Here is a 17,067-nt window from a genome sequence, read left to right on the forward strand (position 1 = left end):
CTTAACGTATTGTAGAAGGGACATCTTAATTGCGCCCTTCTAGAATTTTATTCATTGTAAAAACCGGAAGCTTCGAAGTAAATCCATTTACATTCTTATTTTTGTATCCGTTTTCTTTTAATTTACGAGGAGGTAGAGTGATGTCAGCAGCTACTATTACATTGTTTATTTTGCTTTTAGCGGCCATTTTGTTTGTCACGGAAATTATCCCCGTTGCCGCCACGGCGCTACTTGTCACATTTCTTTTGTTTTTAATGGGCATTATTGATGCAGAAACCGTTTTCTCAGGATTTACAAATCCTATCGTTATTCTGATAACGGGTATGTTTGTGATCGGTGCTTCCTTATTTGAAACAGGAGTAGCGAAAAAGATTGGCACATTGATTACTCGATTTGCCAAGACGGAAAAACAGCTGCTACTTGCTGTTATGGTAATCGGCGCTGTCTTATCTGCGTTTTTATCCAACACGTCTACAACAGCGGTATTGATGCCCATCGTTATTTTGATTGCGGACAGTGCAGGCTATTCCCGCGCAAAGCTACTAATGCCGCTTGCTTATGCAACAGCACTTGGCGGCATGATTACTCTCGTAGGCACTAACAGCAACCTCGCTGTGCAAGGCGTGATGCAAAATGAAAGCATTCAGCCTTTTGGTTTTTTCGAATTTGCCAAAGTGGGTGTTCCGTTGACGATTATCGGAATTATTTACATGATGACAATTGGCTACAAGCTGATTCCATCTAGAGAAAATCAAGAGAAGAAAACCTTTGCGGAAAATGAAACAGCGGCAGGAGCAGAAGTGTCGGCCGTTCACTCGAAAAATACAAGGAAGCAGGTCATTGCAGTTGCTATTCTGCTAACCACTGTCGTGTTTATGGTTTTTGAGCAGCAAATTGGCGTTCCGCTACACATCGTTTCGATTATGGGCGCTTTGCTCATTGTCCTTACACGTACGATGACAGAAAAACAAGCGTATAAGTCGCTCGATATGTCAACAATTATTTTAGTAGCAGGCATGATGCCTATGGCAACCGCTTTATCTGAAACGGGAGCGGCGAAAATGATTGCTGACACCATTATTGGATCTGTCGGAATGGATGCTGGGCCTTATTTAATCACCGGCCTGCTGTTTTTGTTGACAACGATTTTGACGTCGGTGATGTCAAATACGGCAGCTGCAACACTTCTGGCTCCCATCGGTCTAGTTATTGCCAACAGCATGGGAGCAGATCCCCGCGCTCTTTTGATGGCCATTTGTGTGGGCGCTTCAGCGGCGTATGCTTCACCAATCGGCACCCCGCCAAATACAATGATTTACTCAGCAGGGAACTACAGATTTGTTGATTATATTAAGTGCGGTGTTCCGTTTATTATAATTCAGCTCATTGTGTGTTTAGTTATGGTGCCATTATTTTGGCCGTTTTATGAGTGAATAAAAAAGGTAGTCTATAGAATTAAAAAACAGTCTTCGAAAAAAAGAAGACTGTTTTTTGTTTGTCGTCAGCCTGCTGATTTTTCAGCAAACTGGCTATTATACAGTTCTTCATAGAATCCTTGTTGTTCCAGCAGTTCCGCATGTGTTCCCTGCTCGATCACTTTGCCCTGGTCCATAACGAGAATCAAATCAGCATCCTTGATCGTCGACAGGCGGTGGGCGATAACAAAGCTCGTGCGGCCTTCCATTAAGCGGTTCATCGCTTGCTGGATAAAGACTTCGGTTCGTGTATCCACGCTGGATGTGGCTTCATCGAGAATCATGATCGGCGAATCGGCTAAAATCGCCCGCGCAATCGTCAGGAGCTGCTTTTGCCCCTGTGAAATGTTTGAGGCTTCTTCGTTTAAAATGGTGTCATACCCTTCAGGCAGTGTCCGGATAAAGTGATCCGCCTGCGCTGTGCGTGCGGCTTCAACGATTTCTTCCTCGGTCGCCCCGGTTTTGCCGTAGGCGATGTTGTCCTTGATCGTGCCATTGAAGAGCCAGGTGTCCTGAAGCACCATGCCGAACTGTTTCCGGAGATCATGGCGTGACATTTTCCGGGTATCCAACCCATCGATTTTAATCGTGCCGCCATTCAGCTCATAAAAACGCATCAGCAGATTGATCAAGGTCGTTTTCCCGGCACCCGTTGGTCCAACGATGGCCACAGTTTGTCCGGGAGAAACGCGGATGTTCATGTTTTCAATCAGCAAATCGCCCCCGTAGCCAAAATCAACCTGTTCAAATACAACGGACCCGTTCGCCCTCGGCAAGTGTGACGTGACGACGTCTTTTATTTCTTCTTTTTCATCCAGCAGCTCAAAAACGCGTTCGGCGGCTGCGATGGTCGATTGAATCACATTCGCGATATTCGCTGTTTGGGTGATCGGCTGTGTGAACTGCTTCGAATACGTAATAAAAGCTTGAATGTCCCCAATGGATATGGCGCGCTGTGTCACGAGAATGCCGCCGACAACGCTGATTAATACATAACTCATATTGCCGATAAACATCATCAGCGGCATGATGATGCCCGAAATGAATTGTGCTTTTCGTCCTGCTTCGTATAACTCGTCATTGACGAGATCAAATTGCTTGCCTGACTTTTTTTCGTATCCGAAGGCTTTGACAACTTGATGGCCTGTATACATTTCCTCAATGTGGCCGTTTAACTGGCCGAGCGAGCGCTGCTGGTCAGAAAAATACGTTTGCGATTTTTTTAAGATCGGCTGGATGGCGAAAATCGAGACCGGCAGGCTGATGATCGCAATCGCTGTGAGCAATGGGCTGATCGACAGCATCATTATGACAATACCAACGATAGTGACAATCGATGTAATAAATTGCGTTAAGCTTTGCTGCAGTGTACTGCCGATGGTGTCAATGTCATTGGTCATCCGGCTGAGCGTTTCACCGTTTGAGCGCCCGTCAAAATAATGAAGCGGAAGTTTTTCGAGCTTGTTATTCACTTCTTCCCGCAAGTCATACACAGTGTCCTGCGCCACAGAGGACATAATATATTGCTGAATGTAGCTGAACAGGCTGCTGAAGACATATAGGCCGCCGAGCAGCAGTAGAATCTGGCCGATTTTTTCAAAATCGATGGCGGCTCCAGGAACGCCCTGGAATTTTCCGTAGGCGCCTTCAAACAGCTCGGTAATGGCCGTTCCCATAATTTTTGGTCCGACAATCATAAAGACTGTGCTTAAGATGGCAGCGATGAAAACCGCAATCAGCTTGCTGCGCCGCGGTTTCAAATAAAGAAGAAGACGACGCAGCGTGCCTTTAAAATCTTTCGGCTTTTGGCCTGGCACCATCATGCTTCCTCCGCCGGGACCAAAGCCGTGCGGTCCGCCGCCTTGAGGTTTTTTAGGACTGCTCATGCGATTTCCTCCTCTGTCAGCTGAGATAAGACGATTTCACGATAGACGTCGTTTGTACGGAGCAGTTCCTCGTGCGTGCCGATGCCGGCAATGCGGCCTTCTTCTAAAACGATAATCCGGTCTGCATCCACAACTGTTCTCACCCGCTGGGCAACAATCAGCATCGTCGCTTCTTTTGTTTCCTTTTTCAGCGCCGACCGAAGCCTGGCATCTGTTTTAAAGTCCAGTGCGGAAAAACTGTCGTCAAAAATATACAGATCCGGCTTTCGGATAAGGGCCCGGGCAATCGACAGCCGCTGCTTTTGTCCACCGGATAAATTCGATCCGCCCTGTTCCACCTCTGACTCGTAGCCGTTTTTCAGATGGAGAATAAATTCTTCTGCCTGCGCAATGCGGGCGGCGTGTTCGATTTCTTCCTGTGTGGCATCCTGTTTGCCGAAACGAATGTTGTCTGTGATCGTTCCGGAGAACAGGGTGGTTTTTTGCGGCACAAAGCCCATTTTTGAACGAAGCTCTTCTTGCGGCAAGTGGCGGATATCCACGCCATTCACCCGGATGGTTCCACTGGCTATATCATAAAAGCGCGGAATCAAATGGACGAGCGTGGATTTTCCAGCGCCGGTTCCGCCGATGATGGCCGTGATTTCACCGGTCTTAGCCGCAAAACTGATGCCCGACAGCGCAGGTTTTTCGGCTCCCGGGTAGCTGAATGTCACATTTTCAAACTCGAGCGTTCCCGGTTCCCGATCCGCTTTTTCGGTTCCGTCGTCCTGCAGTGTTGGCTGCATGCCGAGCACTTCATTAATCCGTCTGGCGGAGACAGCTGCCCGGGGCACCATAATAAACATCATTGAAGCCATTACCAGGGCAAACATGATTTGCATGACATATTGAATAAACGCCATCAGGTCACCGATTTGCATCGCCCCACTGTCAATTCGAAGGCCTCCAAACCAGATGATGGCAACGACGGTTAAATTCATAACGAGCATCATGACCGGCATCATAAATGCCATTACTTTATTGACCTGAATTGACACATCGGTTAAATCCCGGTTTGCTTTTGTCATCCGCTTTTTTTCTTCCGCTTCCCGGTTAAAGGCCCGGATCACACGAATGCCGGTGAGGTTTTCGCGCAGCACCAGGTTCAAGCGGTCAAGCCGCTGCTGAACAGCTTGAAATAAAGGCATACCTTTTTTCAAAATCAGCAAAATAGAGCCGATTAAAAACGGCATGGCGGCCACAACCACAAGCGAAAGCTGGGCGTCCTTTGACACAGCCATGATCACGCCGCCTGCAAGCATAATCGGAGCGCTGATCAGCATACGCAGCATCATAATGACCACCTGCTGCACTTGTGTAATGTCATTTGTCGTCCGGGTAATGAGCGACGCCGTTCCCACTTCATCGAACTCCTGCAGCGTGAATGTCCCCACATGATTAAAAACGTTCCGCCGAAGATCTCGTCCCAGGCCCATCGCGGCTTTTGCTGAATAAAAACTGGCGAGGATCGAGGCGATTACGCCAAATGCGGAGATCGCCAGCATCACGGCGCCGATTTTCCAAATATAAGAGGTATCACCGGTCACGACACCATTATCAATAATATCCGCCATGAGAGTGGGCAAAAAAAGGTCGGCAAGTGTTTGAATAAAAACAAGCAGAACAACGGCTGCGACAGACCATTTATAAAACGACAGGTTTTTTAATAGTTTAATCATTTCTTCTGCTCCTCTGTTTCTCCTTTTTCAAGCAAGTCGGTGATTTGCTTATGGGTCCGCAGCAGGTCATTCACTTGCTGCTCTGTCAGTGACTCCAGAACGCTTTGGACGGCCTGGTGGATGCCGCCTTCTTGCAAGTGAAGCGTTCGGATGCGAGTCATTCCTTTTTCACTGAGTGACAGAAGCACTTCGCGACGGTTGCCTTCCACTGGCTGCCGCCTTAAAAGCCCTTCCCGCACCAACCCGTCAACAGCCTGGCTTAATGTGCTTTTCGGAAGAAACGTTTTCTCCCCGACCTTTTTTTGGGTCATTTCATTGCGTGAGAGGAGCGCCATTAAAATAGAATACTGCGGAACCGACAAGCCGTTTTCGACCGCAGACCGCTGAATGAGGCGCATCATATTGTTGTGGACGCCGGCAAATGAATACAGCACCTCGGTCGATCGGGTAACCCTCTGATGTTCATCCTGCATAAAACCACTCCATTATTCTGTATTGAACAGTTCTAAATGGAACTGTTTTTAATTATTTTATTCTTATTATTAGGTTGCGTCAATTTCTAAAAAAAAGGGGACAGAGCGGAGGGACGCCGCAATTATGTACTATGGTTTGTAAGATGACAGGAAGAGGTAGCGAGGAGTTCCCGCAATGAATATATCTGCCGTCGAATTGAGCAGAAGTAGGGATCTCACCGCAATAATCATTTACAATGAATGAAAGCGGTATCGAAAAGGGGGAACCTGGTCATGAAAAGAAACCTTAAAAACACAGCGAAAATTATTTTGTTAAGTATGCTAGCAGCGGGTGCTGCCAGTGTGTTCCGTTCAAGGAAGGGAACTCAAACAGGAAAGAATCGGCTGACAACGTACGAGACTGTGACGGAAATCAAAGACTGGGGACCTGCGATCACGAAAGTAATTGTCGATTTAGGTGAACCCGTGCCTGCCGGCTCTGTCACTGCGGATACGTTTCAAGTTCACGTGCAAAGAAGCGACAAACGGCTGGTCAATCCTTTTGTAGAGGAAGGATACCGCCGTGTGACGAGTGCTTATGTCACCGACAAAGCAAGAAATCCTGATGTTGTGAGGGGCCGATATGCTGTGTTGGAAATGGAAATCGGCCCCACGGTGACATTGGGTTCCCCTATGAACTTCCATATGGACACTTTTTTAAATGACTGGATTGAAAGTGTGTATACGATCACCCAGCAAAAAGACATTCTCACGCCGACAGGAAAGGTATCTGGATTAATGACTGATGTATTTTCAGGTGGGGAAAGAAAGCTGGTTGACGATTTTGGAACCGGAGAAGCAGCTTATGAGGGCATTACATTAACGTACGCTGACTATAAGCCGGTGCCGGACAAGAAAAAACACCCCTTAATCATCTGGCTTCATGGCATGGGAGAGGGTGGGACCGATCCAACCATTGCGATCGCTGGAAACAAAGCCGTTCATTTTGCCTCTGAGGAGATTCAATCTTACTTCGAAGGTGCTTACGTGCTGGCTCCGCAAACGCCGACGTTCTGGATGGACGGATTTACTGGATTCGGCGACGGGACATCGAAATATAAAGAAGCACTTATGACGCTGATTCAAGACTATGTGGCCAAGCATCCGAATATTGATCCAGACCGGATTCTAATTGGTGGCGATTCAAACGGCGGGTATATGACGATGCTGCTGATTCTGCATGATCCGGCTTATTTTGCGGCGGCATTTCCGACCTGTGAAGCGTTAAAGGATGCGCTGGTCTCCGATGAAGACATTCAACGAATAAAGGACTTGCCAATCTGGTTTATCGCGGCTGAAACCGACAAAACGGTACCGGTGAACGAATATGTAGTGCCTACCTACAACCGGTTGATAAAAGCAGGAGCAGCCGATGTTCACCTGACGCTTTTCGAAAAAGTTCTTGATCTGTCCGGGCTGTACAAAAAAGAAGATAGAACACCGTATGAATATGATGGACACTGGTCCTGGATTCCAGTTTACAACAATGACGTTTCAAGGGAAGTGGACGGAAAGAAGGTCACGCTGATGGAATGGCTGGCAAATCAGTCGCTAAAAAAAGAAAAGCTGCCGCCTTTTTAAAAAATGGTCATAATCTAGAAAGCCGTTTTTCAAAAAAAAGAAATTCGGTTTTTTTTTATTTTTAAGTATATTTTACCGGATGTGGGGTACATATAACTATGAGAGAAAAGGAGGGACAAGCAAAATGAAAAAACAATTTCTGTCTTTATTTATTCTTCCATTCCTGTTGATCGGTATAAATGTCCCGGCATTTGCTTATGAAGACGAGCTGACGGGCACGCCATATGAGATGTTAGAAAAAGAAGGCATTTCCTTAAAGCATTACATAGTAACGTTTAAATCACCGGTCATCGAAAAAGGATATTACCGCGCAACGGCAAGCAACGGCGAAACGATTCGCTTTAAGCCAACAGATGTGGAAATCGAGCTTTCCGTAGGCGACCGTGTCCGTACTTACTGGGAAGACGGCGGATTTAATATAGCGGAATATGTAAAGCCTGAAAAGATTGAATATTCAATTAATAAAGTTTGGTATGAACATGGTCAGATGAACATAGAAGGAACGAGCAGCCAGTCTGGAGACATCCTGTTCACAGATGAAAATGTCTTTGGAAACGAGTTGCTGCCGGGAGATAAAGTAATCGCAGAATTTGACCAGATGTTTATTGAAAACGGTTTAATTGGTGTCTATAAGAAGAAATAAAAAAAACTGCCTATCCGGGCAGTTTTTTTATTTAACATGCGCTTTTTTTATCGTTTGAATGTGCAGTTCATCATATAAATTTAAAAGCTGATCCAGCTCCTGGCTATGCTGAATCGCTAGTGGGGAAGTCAATCCGTTTTTAAAAGCAACATTGAGCAATTCTGTCCGCTTCGCTTCAATGGCGTCTAGAAGTGTTTCCTTATTCACAGCGGACAACCCTTTCTTTGGTAAAGTTAAACATTTTACACTATCTAGTATACCCAATCATTTACTTATTTTCAAAAATATTTGTCGTTTTTTAAACTTTTTTTAATTTCACATTTATGTCAAAAAGAAAGAAGTGTTCTTTCTGTTACAATGTAAATGGAAAGGATGTTGACTTCATGAGCGATGTAAACGTATTTTTAGCATTTGGTGCGGGATTTTTAAGCTTTATCTCACCGTGCTGCCTGCCGTTATATCCGGCCTTTTTATCTTATATAACCGGAATGAGTGTAAATGAAATAAAAAATGATAAAGCGATGCTGCAAAAACGAAGCATGCTGCATACGCTTTTTTTCCTGGTTGGCTTTTCGCTTGTGTTCGTGCTGCTCGGATTCGGCACGTCCTTTATAGGTGAATTTCTAAAAGAGTGGGATGACTTGATCCGGCAGCTGGGTGCTATTTTCATGATTTTTTTCGGGCTGGTCGTGACTGGTATTTTGCAGCCGAAATTTATGATGTCGGAGAAAAAGGTTGCCTTTAAAAACCGTCCCGTCGGCTATACAGGCTCGGCTTTAATCGGGCTTGCTTTCGGTGCTGGCTGGACGCCTTGCACGGGACCTATATTGCTGGCGGTGATTTCCATGGCCGGTACTAATCCAGATTCGGCGATGCTTTATATGGTTGCGTATATTCTCGGCTTCGCTATTCCTTTTTTTGTCATGTCCTTTTTCATCGGGCGAATGAAGTGGATCCGCACCCACAGTGCAAGGATTGTAAAAATCGGGGGCTATGTTATGATGGTAATGGGAATTGTCCTGTTTTTTGACTGGATGACAAAGATTATTATGATCCTGACTCCGCTTTTCGGAGGATTTACCGGTTTTTAATTTGCATTAAAGGAATGATCAATATGGATTGGATGGTTGCGGCATCATCTGTGGCAGCTGTTTTTATGGGCATTGGCGCTCTGGTTGTCCGCATGAAGGCGGCTAAAAAACCTGCTTCTGCTAAAAAAATTATTATGCCGCCGCTTTTCATGAGCACGGGTGCACTTATGTTTTTGTTTCCCATGTTTCGCGTGACCGGAATGGAATTTCTTGAAGCCACAGCGGTAGGGCTTGTTTTTTCTATTTTGCTGATCAAAACGTCCGATTTTGAAATACGCGGCAATGACATTTTTTTAAAGCGTTCAAAAGCTTTTCCAATTATTTTACTGACCTTGTTAATTGTTCGAATCGTTGGGAAGCTGGTCCTCTCCACGTCCATTGATGTGGGAGAGCTGGGCGGTATGTTTTTCATTTTGGCTTTTGCAATGATCCTGCCATGGCGAATTGCGATGTTCAAAAAGTACAACCGGCTCAAACGAAAAATGCCCGCTCAATCAGGCATCATGACAGAAAAAACAGCCTTTTAGCGAAGGCTGTTTTTTTAAAATAAATGGCTATATGGTGAGTGATCGATGTGCATGTCATCTAATTTTTTCCGGAGAAACTTATGGTCCCGCTTTGGCGTTGCCATAATGTATCCTCGGATAATTAAGTCGATGGAGATGCGCCGTGCTTTTTCCTGCAGCGCAAGCTCGCCGATTTTTCCGGCGATTTTGTGACGGGCTACATCGCGGAACAACTCCGGGACCGGGCTGACTAATTCCTCGAGCATCAGCTTTTCTTCTTTTCCCCATAGCTTGCGTGTTTTATCCACGTAATATTCTTCCCAGTCCATATCGGACCGCCCATCCTGCTTTGGCATTTTCTTTAAAAACTTTCGGAACATAAAAAATCCGCCAATTCCAAAAAGCCCAACCAAAACAAATGTCCATAAAACGATAAAATATGAAAACCAGCCTTCAAGCATGCTGCACCCTCCTGAACTCTTCTGTTCCTCTATTATATCAAACAAGTCTCATTCTGTTGATTCTTTTCAATTGTCCCTTCATCTGCTATGATCGGAACATACATACGTATTTAAGGGAGCTGATCAAATGAAATTCATCCATACAGCAGACTGGCATTTAGGCAAAGTCGTCAATGGCGCTTCTATGGTCGAGGACCAGCGCTTTATTTTACAAAAGCTGATCACCCTGATTGAGAAGGAACAGCCGGACGCGCTTGTGATTGCGGGCGATCTGTACGACCGTTCTGTTCCACCGGCAACCGCCGTGAACCTTTTAAATGAAACGCTGTTTACGGTCAATGTTGAAATGAATATCCCCATTGTCGCCATTTCAGGTAATCACGACAGCGCAGACCGTCTGGCGTTCGGCTCCACCTGGTTTCGGCAAAACCGCCTTTTTCTGGCCGGGAAATTGGAAAAAGATATGTTTTGTCCGACCGTTGAAGGCGTTTCTTTTCATTGTCTGCCTTACACAGAGCCAGGTGTTGTCCGCCATTTATATGATGATCCGTCTGTTCATACCCACCACGATGCGATGAAGGTGTTAACAGGCCGTCTGTCGGAGCGACTGGACCCGGATCACCTGCACGTTGCTGTCGGCCACGCCTTTGTGACGGGTGGAGAAACGAGTGATTCTGAACGGATTTTATCAGTTGGCGGAACGGGTAACGTGGGGGCGGAGCTTTTTGAGCCTTTTCATTACACAGCACTCGGTCATCTTCATAACCCAAATGCTATACACCATTCAACCGTCCAATATGCAGGGTCTCCGTTGAAATATTCCTTTTCCGAAGTGAATCACCTGAAAAGTGTGGCAGTAGTAGAACTGGATTCATCTGGATTGACGTCCGTTCGCCGGGAACCGCTTGAGCCGAAAAGAGAGATGCGCATCTTAACGGGCTTTTTCGATGAACTGCTGGACCACGATCCCTCTGAGGATTACATCAAGATTCTCTTAAAGGATGAAGGAACGATTTTAGACCCAATGGCCAAGCTGAAGCATACATTCCCAAATATTCTTCATCTTGAAAAGTCGGTAGCTGCTCCGTCCCACTTTACGCCTCCGGCTGAACCGAAAAAAAAGCGGAGTGATATGGAGATGTACGAAGAGTTTTACACAGCGATCACGGGTCTCCCATTTTCAGACGAGAAACGGTCTTATATGATTTCAGTCATTGAGGAAGCGAGAAAGGAGGAAGACGAATGAAGCCCATTAAACTGACGATGACCGCATTCGGTCCTTATGCGAAAAAGCAGGAGATTGATTTTTCAAAGCTCGAAAACCGGAAAATGTTCGTGATATCCGGGAAAACAGGGGCCGGGAAAACGACTATTTTCGATGCGATCAGCTTTGCGATGTACGGAAAGCCGAGTGGTGACAACCGCAGTGCAGCCGATATGAGAAGCCAGTTTGCTGATCCGAAGCAGCCGACGGAAGTAGAGCTTTTGTTTGAACTGAAGGGCCAGTCTTATTTCATCCGCCGTGCCCCCCAGCAGCAAAAGCCGAAAGCAAGAGGCGACGGCATGACGTCAATGTCTGCATCAGCAGAATTATACGAACTGAAAGAAGATGGAAGCCAGCTGCTTTTAGCTTCGAATGTGCGGGATACAGATGAAAAGATGAACGAATTGATCGGCCTGGAAGCCAATCAATTCCGCCAGATTTTAATGATTCCTCAAGGAGACTTTCAAAAGCTGTTAACTGCCGGAAGCCAGGAAAAAGAAAAACTGCTGCAAAAATTGTTTCAAACGCACTTTTACAAACGGGTGGAGGATGTCCTCAAAGAAAAGTCCGATGCGCTCAAAAAAGAAGCAGGCAAAGCGCTGGAGCAGCAATCACTTCTGCTAAAAGGACTGCCGGCGTTTTCAAGCAGCATGAAAGACTTGCTTGAGCAGGAGGATGTTGATAAACGAGCTGTTTTTGGTCAAATGGAAACGGATTTGACAGAGATGAACAGCCAGCAGCGCGAGTGCCAGAATAAAGGAAACGAACTGGCCCTAAAGCGGGATCAGCTTGTAGCAGAAAAAGAACGGGGCATTGCAATTCATGCACAATTTGACCGGCTGGAGGCCGCCAAGCAGGAAATGGATCGTGTTCTCAAGCAGGAGCCAATCGTAAGGGAATGGCAGAAGCAAATGGACGATGCAGAGAGGGCCGAAAAATTGCTGGCTTATGACCTGCTTGAGCAGCAGGCTGTCCAGGCAGCGAATAAAGCAGAGCAGCGGTTCAAGGAAGCCGACCAGCAAAAAAAAGCGGCTGAGCAGCGAAATAATCAAGCGAGCGAGCGGCTGCTGCAGGAAAAAGAAAAACAGACGGTGCGAGATCAAGCAGCGGCATATCTTCAACAGCTGGAAGCTATGAAAGCCTCTGTTCTGGATTACCAGTCGGCCAGAGAGGAAGCAGTACGAACAAAAGAGAAAGCGGATCAAGCCGAAAAAAGGGGCAAGGAGCTGGCCGGTCAGGAAAAAAAGCTGTCTGAAGTGCTTCATCAAACGAACCAACAGCTTCAGTCTGTGCAAACAGCAAAAGAAACGTTCATGGAAGCCGCCCATCACATTGAAAAAAGCAAAGGGTTGATCGACCTTTATCGGGAATGGCAAACAGTGCAGCAAACCATCCTCACTCATGAACGAATCACCGAAGAAATAAAGGAACAGTACAAGCGAAAAGAACAAGAAGCAGAAGAAGCCCGTCAATTGGGACAAAAACGGAGAATAAACTGGTCAAGGGGGCACGCGGCCATCCTGGCTGGCCAATTACAAGACGGGCAGCCCTGTTCTGTATGCGGGTCGGCTCATCATCCAAACCCCGCCGCATCTGCGTCTGACCATGTGACGGACCAAATGCTTGAAGAAGCCGAATCCCGAGTAAACGCATTGAACCTAGAAAGCCGAAAAGTGGAGCAGAAGTGGGTAGAAGCCAAATCGTCCCTTGCACACGCGCGCGAAAATGGTGACAAGCTGCTGATGAAGCTGCCGATAGGGTTTCAAATGGATCAAGCTATGGCGGAGCTTAAGGAGCAGGAGGATCGAAAAAGCTGTGCTGCCGAAGAGATCGAATTAAAAGAAAAAACCGAAAAGACGCTGCTGGATCTGAAGGGGAAAAAAGAAATACTCATGCAGCAAATCGAGCAAAACCAGCAGCGGGAAAAAATCGAATTGGCTGCATCCTTTGAAGCCAGCAGCGTGCTGAAACAGCTTGAAAGGGCCGTTCCGGAATCGATGAGAGACACATCCTTCTTTTTGGCGCAGTGGAAGCAGGCAAAAGAAGAGGTGCAATTCCTTCAACATAACTATGAACAGGCTGCATCGGAGGCGCACGCTGCCCACACGGCTCTGCAGTCAGCTGCATCTGTCTGGCAGGAACGAATGGAAGCGCTCGAGGCAGCGGGGCAATCAAAAAAAGCTGCTGCTGATCAGTTTCAACAAAGAATACAGGAATGGGGCTTCGCCTCCATCGATGAATACCAATCGGCTAAACAGCACCTGGAACAGCTTCCTCTTTTAAAAGAAAAGGTAACAGCCTTCGAACAAAAAAAGAGAGATGCCGCTCATTTGATAAAAGAGCTTCAAGCTGCACTTCATGGGCGCAGCCGGGTTGATGTGGAAGAGCTGGATCAAAGGATTAAAGGCATAAATGAAGAGTGGGCTGCCCTTGGCGATCAGGCGGCAGCGCTTCAATCGCAAATAAATGAAACGATCCGGATTCGAAACAAGGTTGAGGAAATCAGCATCCAGATGAAAAAAGCGGAGGAGGCCTACCGGATGGCCGGTCATTTATACGATATTACACACGGGAAAAACGAACTGAAGATCACGTTTGAGCGGTACGTGCTTGCTTCTTTTTTAGAAGAAATTTTAGTAGCGGCCAACATCCGGCTTGCTGCTATGACGAACGGCAGGTTTTTACTCGAACGGCTTGCAGAACGGTCAAAAGGAAATGCGCAAAGCGGTCTGGATTTGCTTGTTTTCGATCAATATACCGGGACGAGCCGCCATGTTAAAACATTGTCCGGGGGTGAAAGCTTTAAAGCAGCACTTGCTCTGGCGCTTGGCCTGGCAGAGGTCGTTCAAAATTACGCAGGTGGTGTATCGCTTGAAACAATGTTTGTCGATGAAGGATTTGGCACGCTTGATCCGGAGTCGCTCGATCAGGCGATTGAAACGCTGATGGATATTCAAGCGGACGGACGGCTCGTCGGCGTGATTTCTCACGTGCCAGAGCTGAAGGAGCGAATTGATGCCAGACTTGAAATTCACCAGTCGGAGGAAGGAAGCACAGCCGCTTTTGTTTTTGCTGGTGAAAGCTGATCATTTGTTCATGAATAATTCATTCAAAAATGACAAAGTGCGTTGAGAAATCCGCTCGTTTCCTCTACCATATAAAGAGACTATGCCACTTGGAGGGGGATTTTTTGAAAGCATTGCGTTCTTTTTTACTAGCAGCAGCGGCTGTTTGGGTGCTGTCGGCCTGCAGCAATAGTGATTTTCAAGGGAATATGGATGTGGAAGTGCAGGCGTTTGAACATACAAATCAAGATGGAGAAAAAGTAAGCTTGTCTGATCTAGAAGGAAAGGTATGGCTGGCGAACTTTATTTTCACCAACTGTACGACGGTTTGTCCGCCGATGACAAGAAACATGAGTGAGGTGCAGGATCTGTTAAATGAAGAGGGAGTCGAAAATTACGAAATCGTCTCCTTCAGTGTCGATCCTGAGCGTGATACGCCGGATGCGTTAAAAGAATACATCTCTCATTATGAAGCAGATGAATCCAATTGGAATCTCCTAACGGGCTACTCACCTGACGACATTCAGACCTTTGCCGAAGAAAGCTTTCAGGCACTGGCTGTACCCGATCCGAATTCAGACCAGTTTATCCATGGAACAAGCTTTTATTTAATTAATAAAGAAGGCACCGTTGTAAAAAGCTACGATGGCAACATGGAAGTGCCGTTCGACGAAATTGTTTTAGATGTGAAACAGTTGTCGGAAGGATAAAGACTGTTACATTATTAATTGAATAGCGATTATTTTAAAGAATAAAACAGGGTGCCGAGAAGCAGCACCCTGTTTTATTGTGTTGAATACAAATGCGTCAAGAGAATCTTCATGCTTTTCGAGATTTTTTCCTTCTTTCATAGCATGGAATAGGCTATTTTTCTAGAAAAGAACATTCAAGGGCTCCAGGCTGCCGGCTCCGCTTTCCGGTGGGGCGAACGCTGAACCAGCCCAAAAAGCGCGGCTGTTTCAGCCTGTCCGCTCGTCCCACTGGAGCTTCACCGCCCGCCCCTCCGAACGCGCAGTCCTGCAGAAGCCGCCCGAACTGTGTTCGCGCAAGCACATTAGCTTTGAAAAGAGGAGTGGTCACCGGGTTTTGATTGACAAAGTAATTTTTCAATAGAATGAAACAGGGTGACACTTTGTGTCATCCTGTTTTACTTTCTCAGCAATTTACAATTTTTTAATAAAAATATTATTGCAAAAAAATGGCTGCTTGAGTAAAATATATTTACAGAATATATTCTGAATAATCAGTTAAGGGGTGAATGGATATGAACTACGGGATGAACAAATTCGGGTCAGCAAACCGTGTGACATGTGAATGCGGATGGGAAGGACAGCGGGCGGAACTCCGAAGCGCTTTGATTGTTCTGGAGCAGACAAAATGCGGCTCTATATTTGATGCGGAAGACGTGTATATTTGCCCGAAATGCGGTTCAAGAAAGTATTAATCCCTCCACTTACAGTACTCCACTCTCCTGACGCCACAAACTCTTATCTAAAAGATGCTCCTTCAGCCAAATGGCTATTGAATGAAAAAAAGCGGATTCCATTATGGAGTCCGCTTTTTAATGTTTGTACATCTATCCGGTCCGCCTTTATAATAAGAGGAGCTTATTTTAGCGGAGGAACGATATGTCAAACGAATATACACATTATTTTGCCCATGAATATGATTCAATCGAAATGCTTGCGGATAAAATCAGTGAAGCTCTCTCTTGTCCTATTACGATAGAAGATGCGCACCACCAAATTATTGCTTACAGCCGTCATGAGGGAGAAATCGACCCGGTCCGGATTGCGACAATCATGAGAAGAAAAGTGCCAGAGCATGTTATTAACAGCTTGTGGAAAAGTGGCGCCATCCCGACTCTTTTTGAAACAGAGGAGCCGGTGGTGATTCCAGCCATTGGACAGGTGCTGCTGGGAGAACGCGTCGCTATTTCTGTGCGCAAACAGGACAAGGTGATCGGCTTTATATGGGCGCAATCCGGTGCCCATTTTTCCGAGGAACAAAAACAGATTTTAAAAGAAGCTGCCAAAGCAGTGAAAAACCAGCTGCTTCAGCATGAAAAAAGAAAAAGAGCTGCGGAAGAAAGCCATCAGGAGTTTTTCTGGAAGCTGCTGACGGGTCATTTTACGACAAAAAGTGAAGTGGATCAGTCGAATAAAACATACGGGATCAACTTGTCAGGCAGCTTGCTTGTCGTTGTGTTTGACTTCGGGAAATCGATCAATCATGTACTGGAGCGCCAAATCGATTATTTAGTTGAAACGCTTCAGCAAATTTCACCGCTTGCCAAAACGGTTGATGGAGAACAGCTGGTTATGCTGATCCGATCTCAAAAGGACGATGAATTGGATGCGGTCAGCCGGTACATGGAGGACTTTTGCAAAAAATCTGCTGAACGTCTTAGTGTCCATCCGTCCGGAGGTGCCGGAACGCCGGTTGAAAATCCGCTTTTTGTTCAAAATAGCTATCAGGAAGCACTTCAGGTTTTGCGGATGAAGCAGCTTTTCCCTACAGTCCGTTTACCTGACCGCTTTGATAAATTAGGCATTTTCCAATCAATTGAGCAGCTTCGGACCATTCGGCAGGGGAAGCGCAATCCTGTTATTGAAGCACTTCAGGGATATGACCAATCGCACAATGCGAACATGACTGAAACGCTGTATACCTTCTTAGCACAGGACGGCAACATGAATGAAGCCGCCCGCATTATGCATGTTCATCCAAATACGCTTGCCTACCGGCTGAAGCGGATCAGTGAAATGACCGGCTTTAACAGCAAGGATATGAATGAAAAAACCATTCTTTACATCGATTTGCTGATTCGCCAAATGGATCATTCTCTTTATTCATCCTAGG

Annotated in this window: 15 protein-coding genes; 10 read left to right on the top strand and 5 right to left on the bottom strand. The window is 46.1% G+C overall.

Features of this window, described 5'->3' with window-relative positions; genetic code table 11:
* The first annotated feature begins 140 nt into the window (after positions 1–140).
* Positions 141–1,433, top strand: coding sequence for an SLC13 family permease (locus tag BW952_RS00275; protein WP_045851798.1), 1,293 nt, complete (start codon positions 141–143; stop codon positions 1,431–1,433).
* Positions 1,434–1,501: 68 nt separating this feature from the next.
* Here BW952_RS00275 and BW952_RS00280 read toward each other — a convergent pair whose 3' ends face one another.
* The 3 genes from BW952_RS00280 to BW952_RS00290 are packed head-to-tail and all read right to left on the bottom strand — an operon-like array spanning position 1,502 to position 5,555.
* Complete coding sequence (locus BW952_RS00280; RefSeq protein ID WP_045851797.1) at positions 1,502–3,361, bottom strand: ABC transporter ATP-binding protein; 1,860 nt, start codon at positions 3,359–3,361, stop codon at positions 1,502–1,504.
* A complete protein-coding gene (locus tag BW952_RS00285) occupies positions 3,358–5,082 on the bottom strand; it encodes an ABC transporter ATP-binding protein (RefSeq protein WP_045851796.1) in 1,725 nt (574 codons plus the stop codon). Before BW952_RS00285 ends, BW952_RS00280 begins: the two co-directional genes overlap by 4 nt.
* Positions 5,079–5,555 carry a MarR family winged helix-turn-helix transcriptional regulator gene (locus BW952_RS00290; protein ID WP_045851795.1) on the bottom strand — a complete coding sequence of 159 codons (477 nt, stop codon included), beginning with the start codon at positions 5,553–5,555 and terminating at the stop codon, positions 5,079–5,081. The genes BW952_RS00285 and BW952_RS00290 overlap by 4 nt, the downstream gene beginning before the upstream one ends.
* A gap of 273 nt (positions 5,556–5,828) precedes the next feature.
* Here BW952_RS00290 and BW952_RS00295 point away from each other — a divergent pair, with 273 nt between their 5' ends.
* Both BW952_RS00295 and BW952_RS00300 read left to right on the top strand, forming a co-directional pair.
* On the top strand, positions 5,829–7,175 hold the full coding sequence (locus BW952_RS00295) for a prolyl oligopeptidase family serine peptidase (RefSeq protein ID WP_045851794.1): 1,347 nt from the start codon (positions 5,829–5,831) through the stop codon (positions 7,173–7,175).
* A gap of 124 nt (positions 7,176–7,299) precedes the next feature.
* Positions 7,300–7,818: a hypothetical protein gene (locus tag BW952_RS00300; RefSeq protein WP_045851793.1), complete on the top strand. Its 519-nt coding sequence runs from the start codon at positions 7,300–7,302 to the stop codon at positions 7,816–7,818.
* A 27-nt stretch (positions 7,819–7,845) separates the two neighbouring features.
* Here the strand turns inward: BW952_RS00300 and BW952_RS00305 are convergent, their stop codons facing one another.
* Positions 7,846–8,025, bottom strand: coding sequence for an aspartyl-phosphate phosphatase Spo0E family protein (locus BW952_RS00305; protein WP_045851792.1), 180 nt, complete (start codon positions 8,023–8,025; stop codon positions 7,846–7,848).
* A 176-nt stretch (positions 8,026–8,201) separates the two neighbouring features.
* Between BW952_RS00305 and BW952_RS00310 the strand changes: the two genes are divergently transcribed.
* Positions 8,202–8,909: a cytochrome c biogenesis CcdA family protein gene (locus tag BW952_RS00310; protein WP_045851791.1), complete on the top strand. Its 708-nt coding sequence runs from the start codon at positions 8,202–8,204 to the stop codon at positions 8,907–8,909.
* A gap of 32 nt (positions 8,910–8,941) precedes the next feature.
* The gene (locus BW952_RS00315) at positions 8,942–9,436 is read left to right on the top strand and encodes a CcdC family protein (RefSeq protein ID WP_414735825.1); all 495 of its coding nucleotides are present in this window, start codon (positions 8,942–8,944) and stop codon (positions 9,434–9,436) included.
* Between the two features lie 14 nt (positions 9,437–9,450).
* Here BW952_RS00315 and BW952_RS00320 read toward each other — a convergent pair whose 3' ends face one another.
* Positions 9,451–9,876 (bottom strand): DUF2621 domain-containing protein, encoded by a 426-nt coding sequence (locus BW952_RS00320; RefSeq protein ID WP_045851790.1) that lies wholly within the window; start codon positions 9,874–9,876, stop codon positions 9,451–9,453.
* A gap of 127 nt (positions 9,877–10,003) precedes the next feature.
* On the opposite strand from BW952_RS00320, the gene BW952_RS00325 reads away from it, so the two are divergent.
* The 5 genes from BW952_RS00325 (at position 10,004) to BW952_RS00350 (ending at position 17,066) form a co-directional block, all read left to right on the top strand.
* On the top strand, positions 10,004–11,122 hold the full coding sequence (locus tag BW952_RS00325; protein ID WP_045851789.1) for an exonuclease SbcCD subunit D: 1,119 nt from the start codon (positions 10,004–10,006) through the stop codon (positions 11,120–11,122).
* The gene (locus BW952_RS00330) at positions 11,119–14,226 is read left to right on the top strand and encodes an AAA family ATPase (RefSeq protein WP_045851788.1); all 3,108 of its coding nucleotides are present in this window, start codon (positions 11,119–11,121) and stop codon (positions 14,224–14,226) included. Before BW952_RS00325 ends, BW952_RS00330 begins: the two co-directional genes overlap by 4 nt.
* Positions 14,227–14,330: 104 nt before the next feature.
* Positions 14,331–14,915, top strand: coding sequence for an SCO family protein (locus BW952_RS00335; protein ID WP_045851787.1), 585 nt, complete (start codon positions 14,331–14,333; stop codon positions 14,913–14,915).
* A 554-nt stretch (positions 14,916–15,469) separates the two neighbouring features.
* Positions 15,470–15,649: a hypothetical protein gene (locus tag BW952_RS00345; protein WP_045852432.1), complete on the top strand. Its 180-nt coding sequence runs from the start codon at positions 15,470–15,472 to the stop codon at positions 15,647–15,649.
* Between the two features lie 184 nt (positions 15,650–15,833).
* The gene (locus tag BW952_RS00350; protein ID WP_045852431.1) at positions 15,834–17,066 is read left to right on the top strand and encodes a PucR family transcriptional regulator; all 1,233 of its coding nucleotides are present in this window, start codon (positions 15,834–15,836) and stop codon (positions 17,064–17,066) included.
* Position 17,067 lies beyond the last annotated feature (1 nt).

Origin of the sequence: Domibacillus enclensis (assembly GCF_900156125.1) — a bacterium.
Lineage (GTDB): Bacteria > Bacillota > Bacilli > Bacillales > Domibacillaceae > Domibacillus > Domibacillus enclensis.

Coding starts and splice junctions, on each gene's coding strand:
- BW952_RS00275 (WP_045851798.1), top strand. CDS start 141: ATGTCAGCAGCTACTATTACATTGTTTATTTTGCTTTTAGCGGCCATT.
- BW952_RS00280 (WP_045851797.1), bottom strand. CDS start 3,361: ATGAGCAGTCCTAAAAAACCTCAAGGCGGCGGACCGCACGGCTTTGGT.
- BW952_RS00285 (WP_045851796.1), bottom strand. CDS start 5,082: ATGATTAAACTATTAAAAAACCTGTCGTTTTATAAATGGTCTGTCGCA.
- BW952_RS00290 (WP_045851795.1), bottom strand. CDS start 5,555: ATGCAGGATGAACATCAGAGGGTTACCCGATCGACCGAGGTGCTGTAT.
- BW952_RS00295 (WP_045851794.1), top strand. CDS start 5,829: ATGAAAAGAAACCTTAAAAACACAGCGAAAATTATTTTGTTAAGTATG.
- BW952_RS00300 (WP_045851793.1), top strand. CDS start 7,300: ATGAAAAAACAATTTCTGTCTTTATTTATTCTTCCATTCCTGTTGATC.
- BW952_RS00310 (WP_045851791.1), top strand. CDS start 8,202: ATGAGCGATGTAAACGTATTTTTAGCATTTGGTGCGGGATTTTTAAGC.
- BW952_RS00315 (WP_414735825.1), top strand. CDS start 8,942: ATGGTTGCGGCATCATCTGTGGCAGCTGTTTTTATGGGCATTGGCGCT.
- BW952_RS00320 (WP_045851790.1), bottom strand. CDS start 9,876: ATGCTTGAAGGCTGGTTTTCATATTTTATCGTTTTATGGACATTTGTT.
- BW952_RS00325 (WP_045851789.1), top strand. CDS start 10,004: ATGAAATTCATCCATACAGCAGACTGGCATTTAGGCAAAGTCGTCAAT.
- BW952_RS00330 (WP_045851788.1), top strand. CDS start 11,119: ATGAAGCCCATTAAACTGACGATGACCGCATTCGGTCCTTATGCGAAA.
- BW952_RS00345 (WP_045852432.1), top strand. CDS start 15,470: ATGAACTACGGGATGAACAAATTCGGGTCAGCAAACCGTGTGACATGT.
- BW952_RS00350 (WP_045852431.1), top strand. CDS start 15,834: ATGTCAAACGAATATACACATTATTTTGCCCATGAATATGATTCAATC.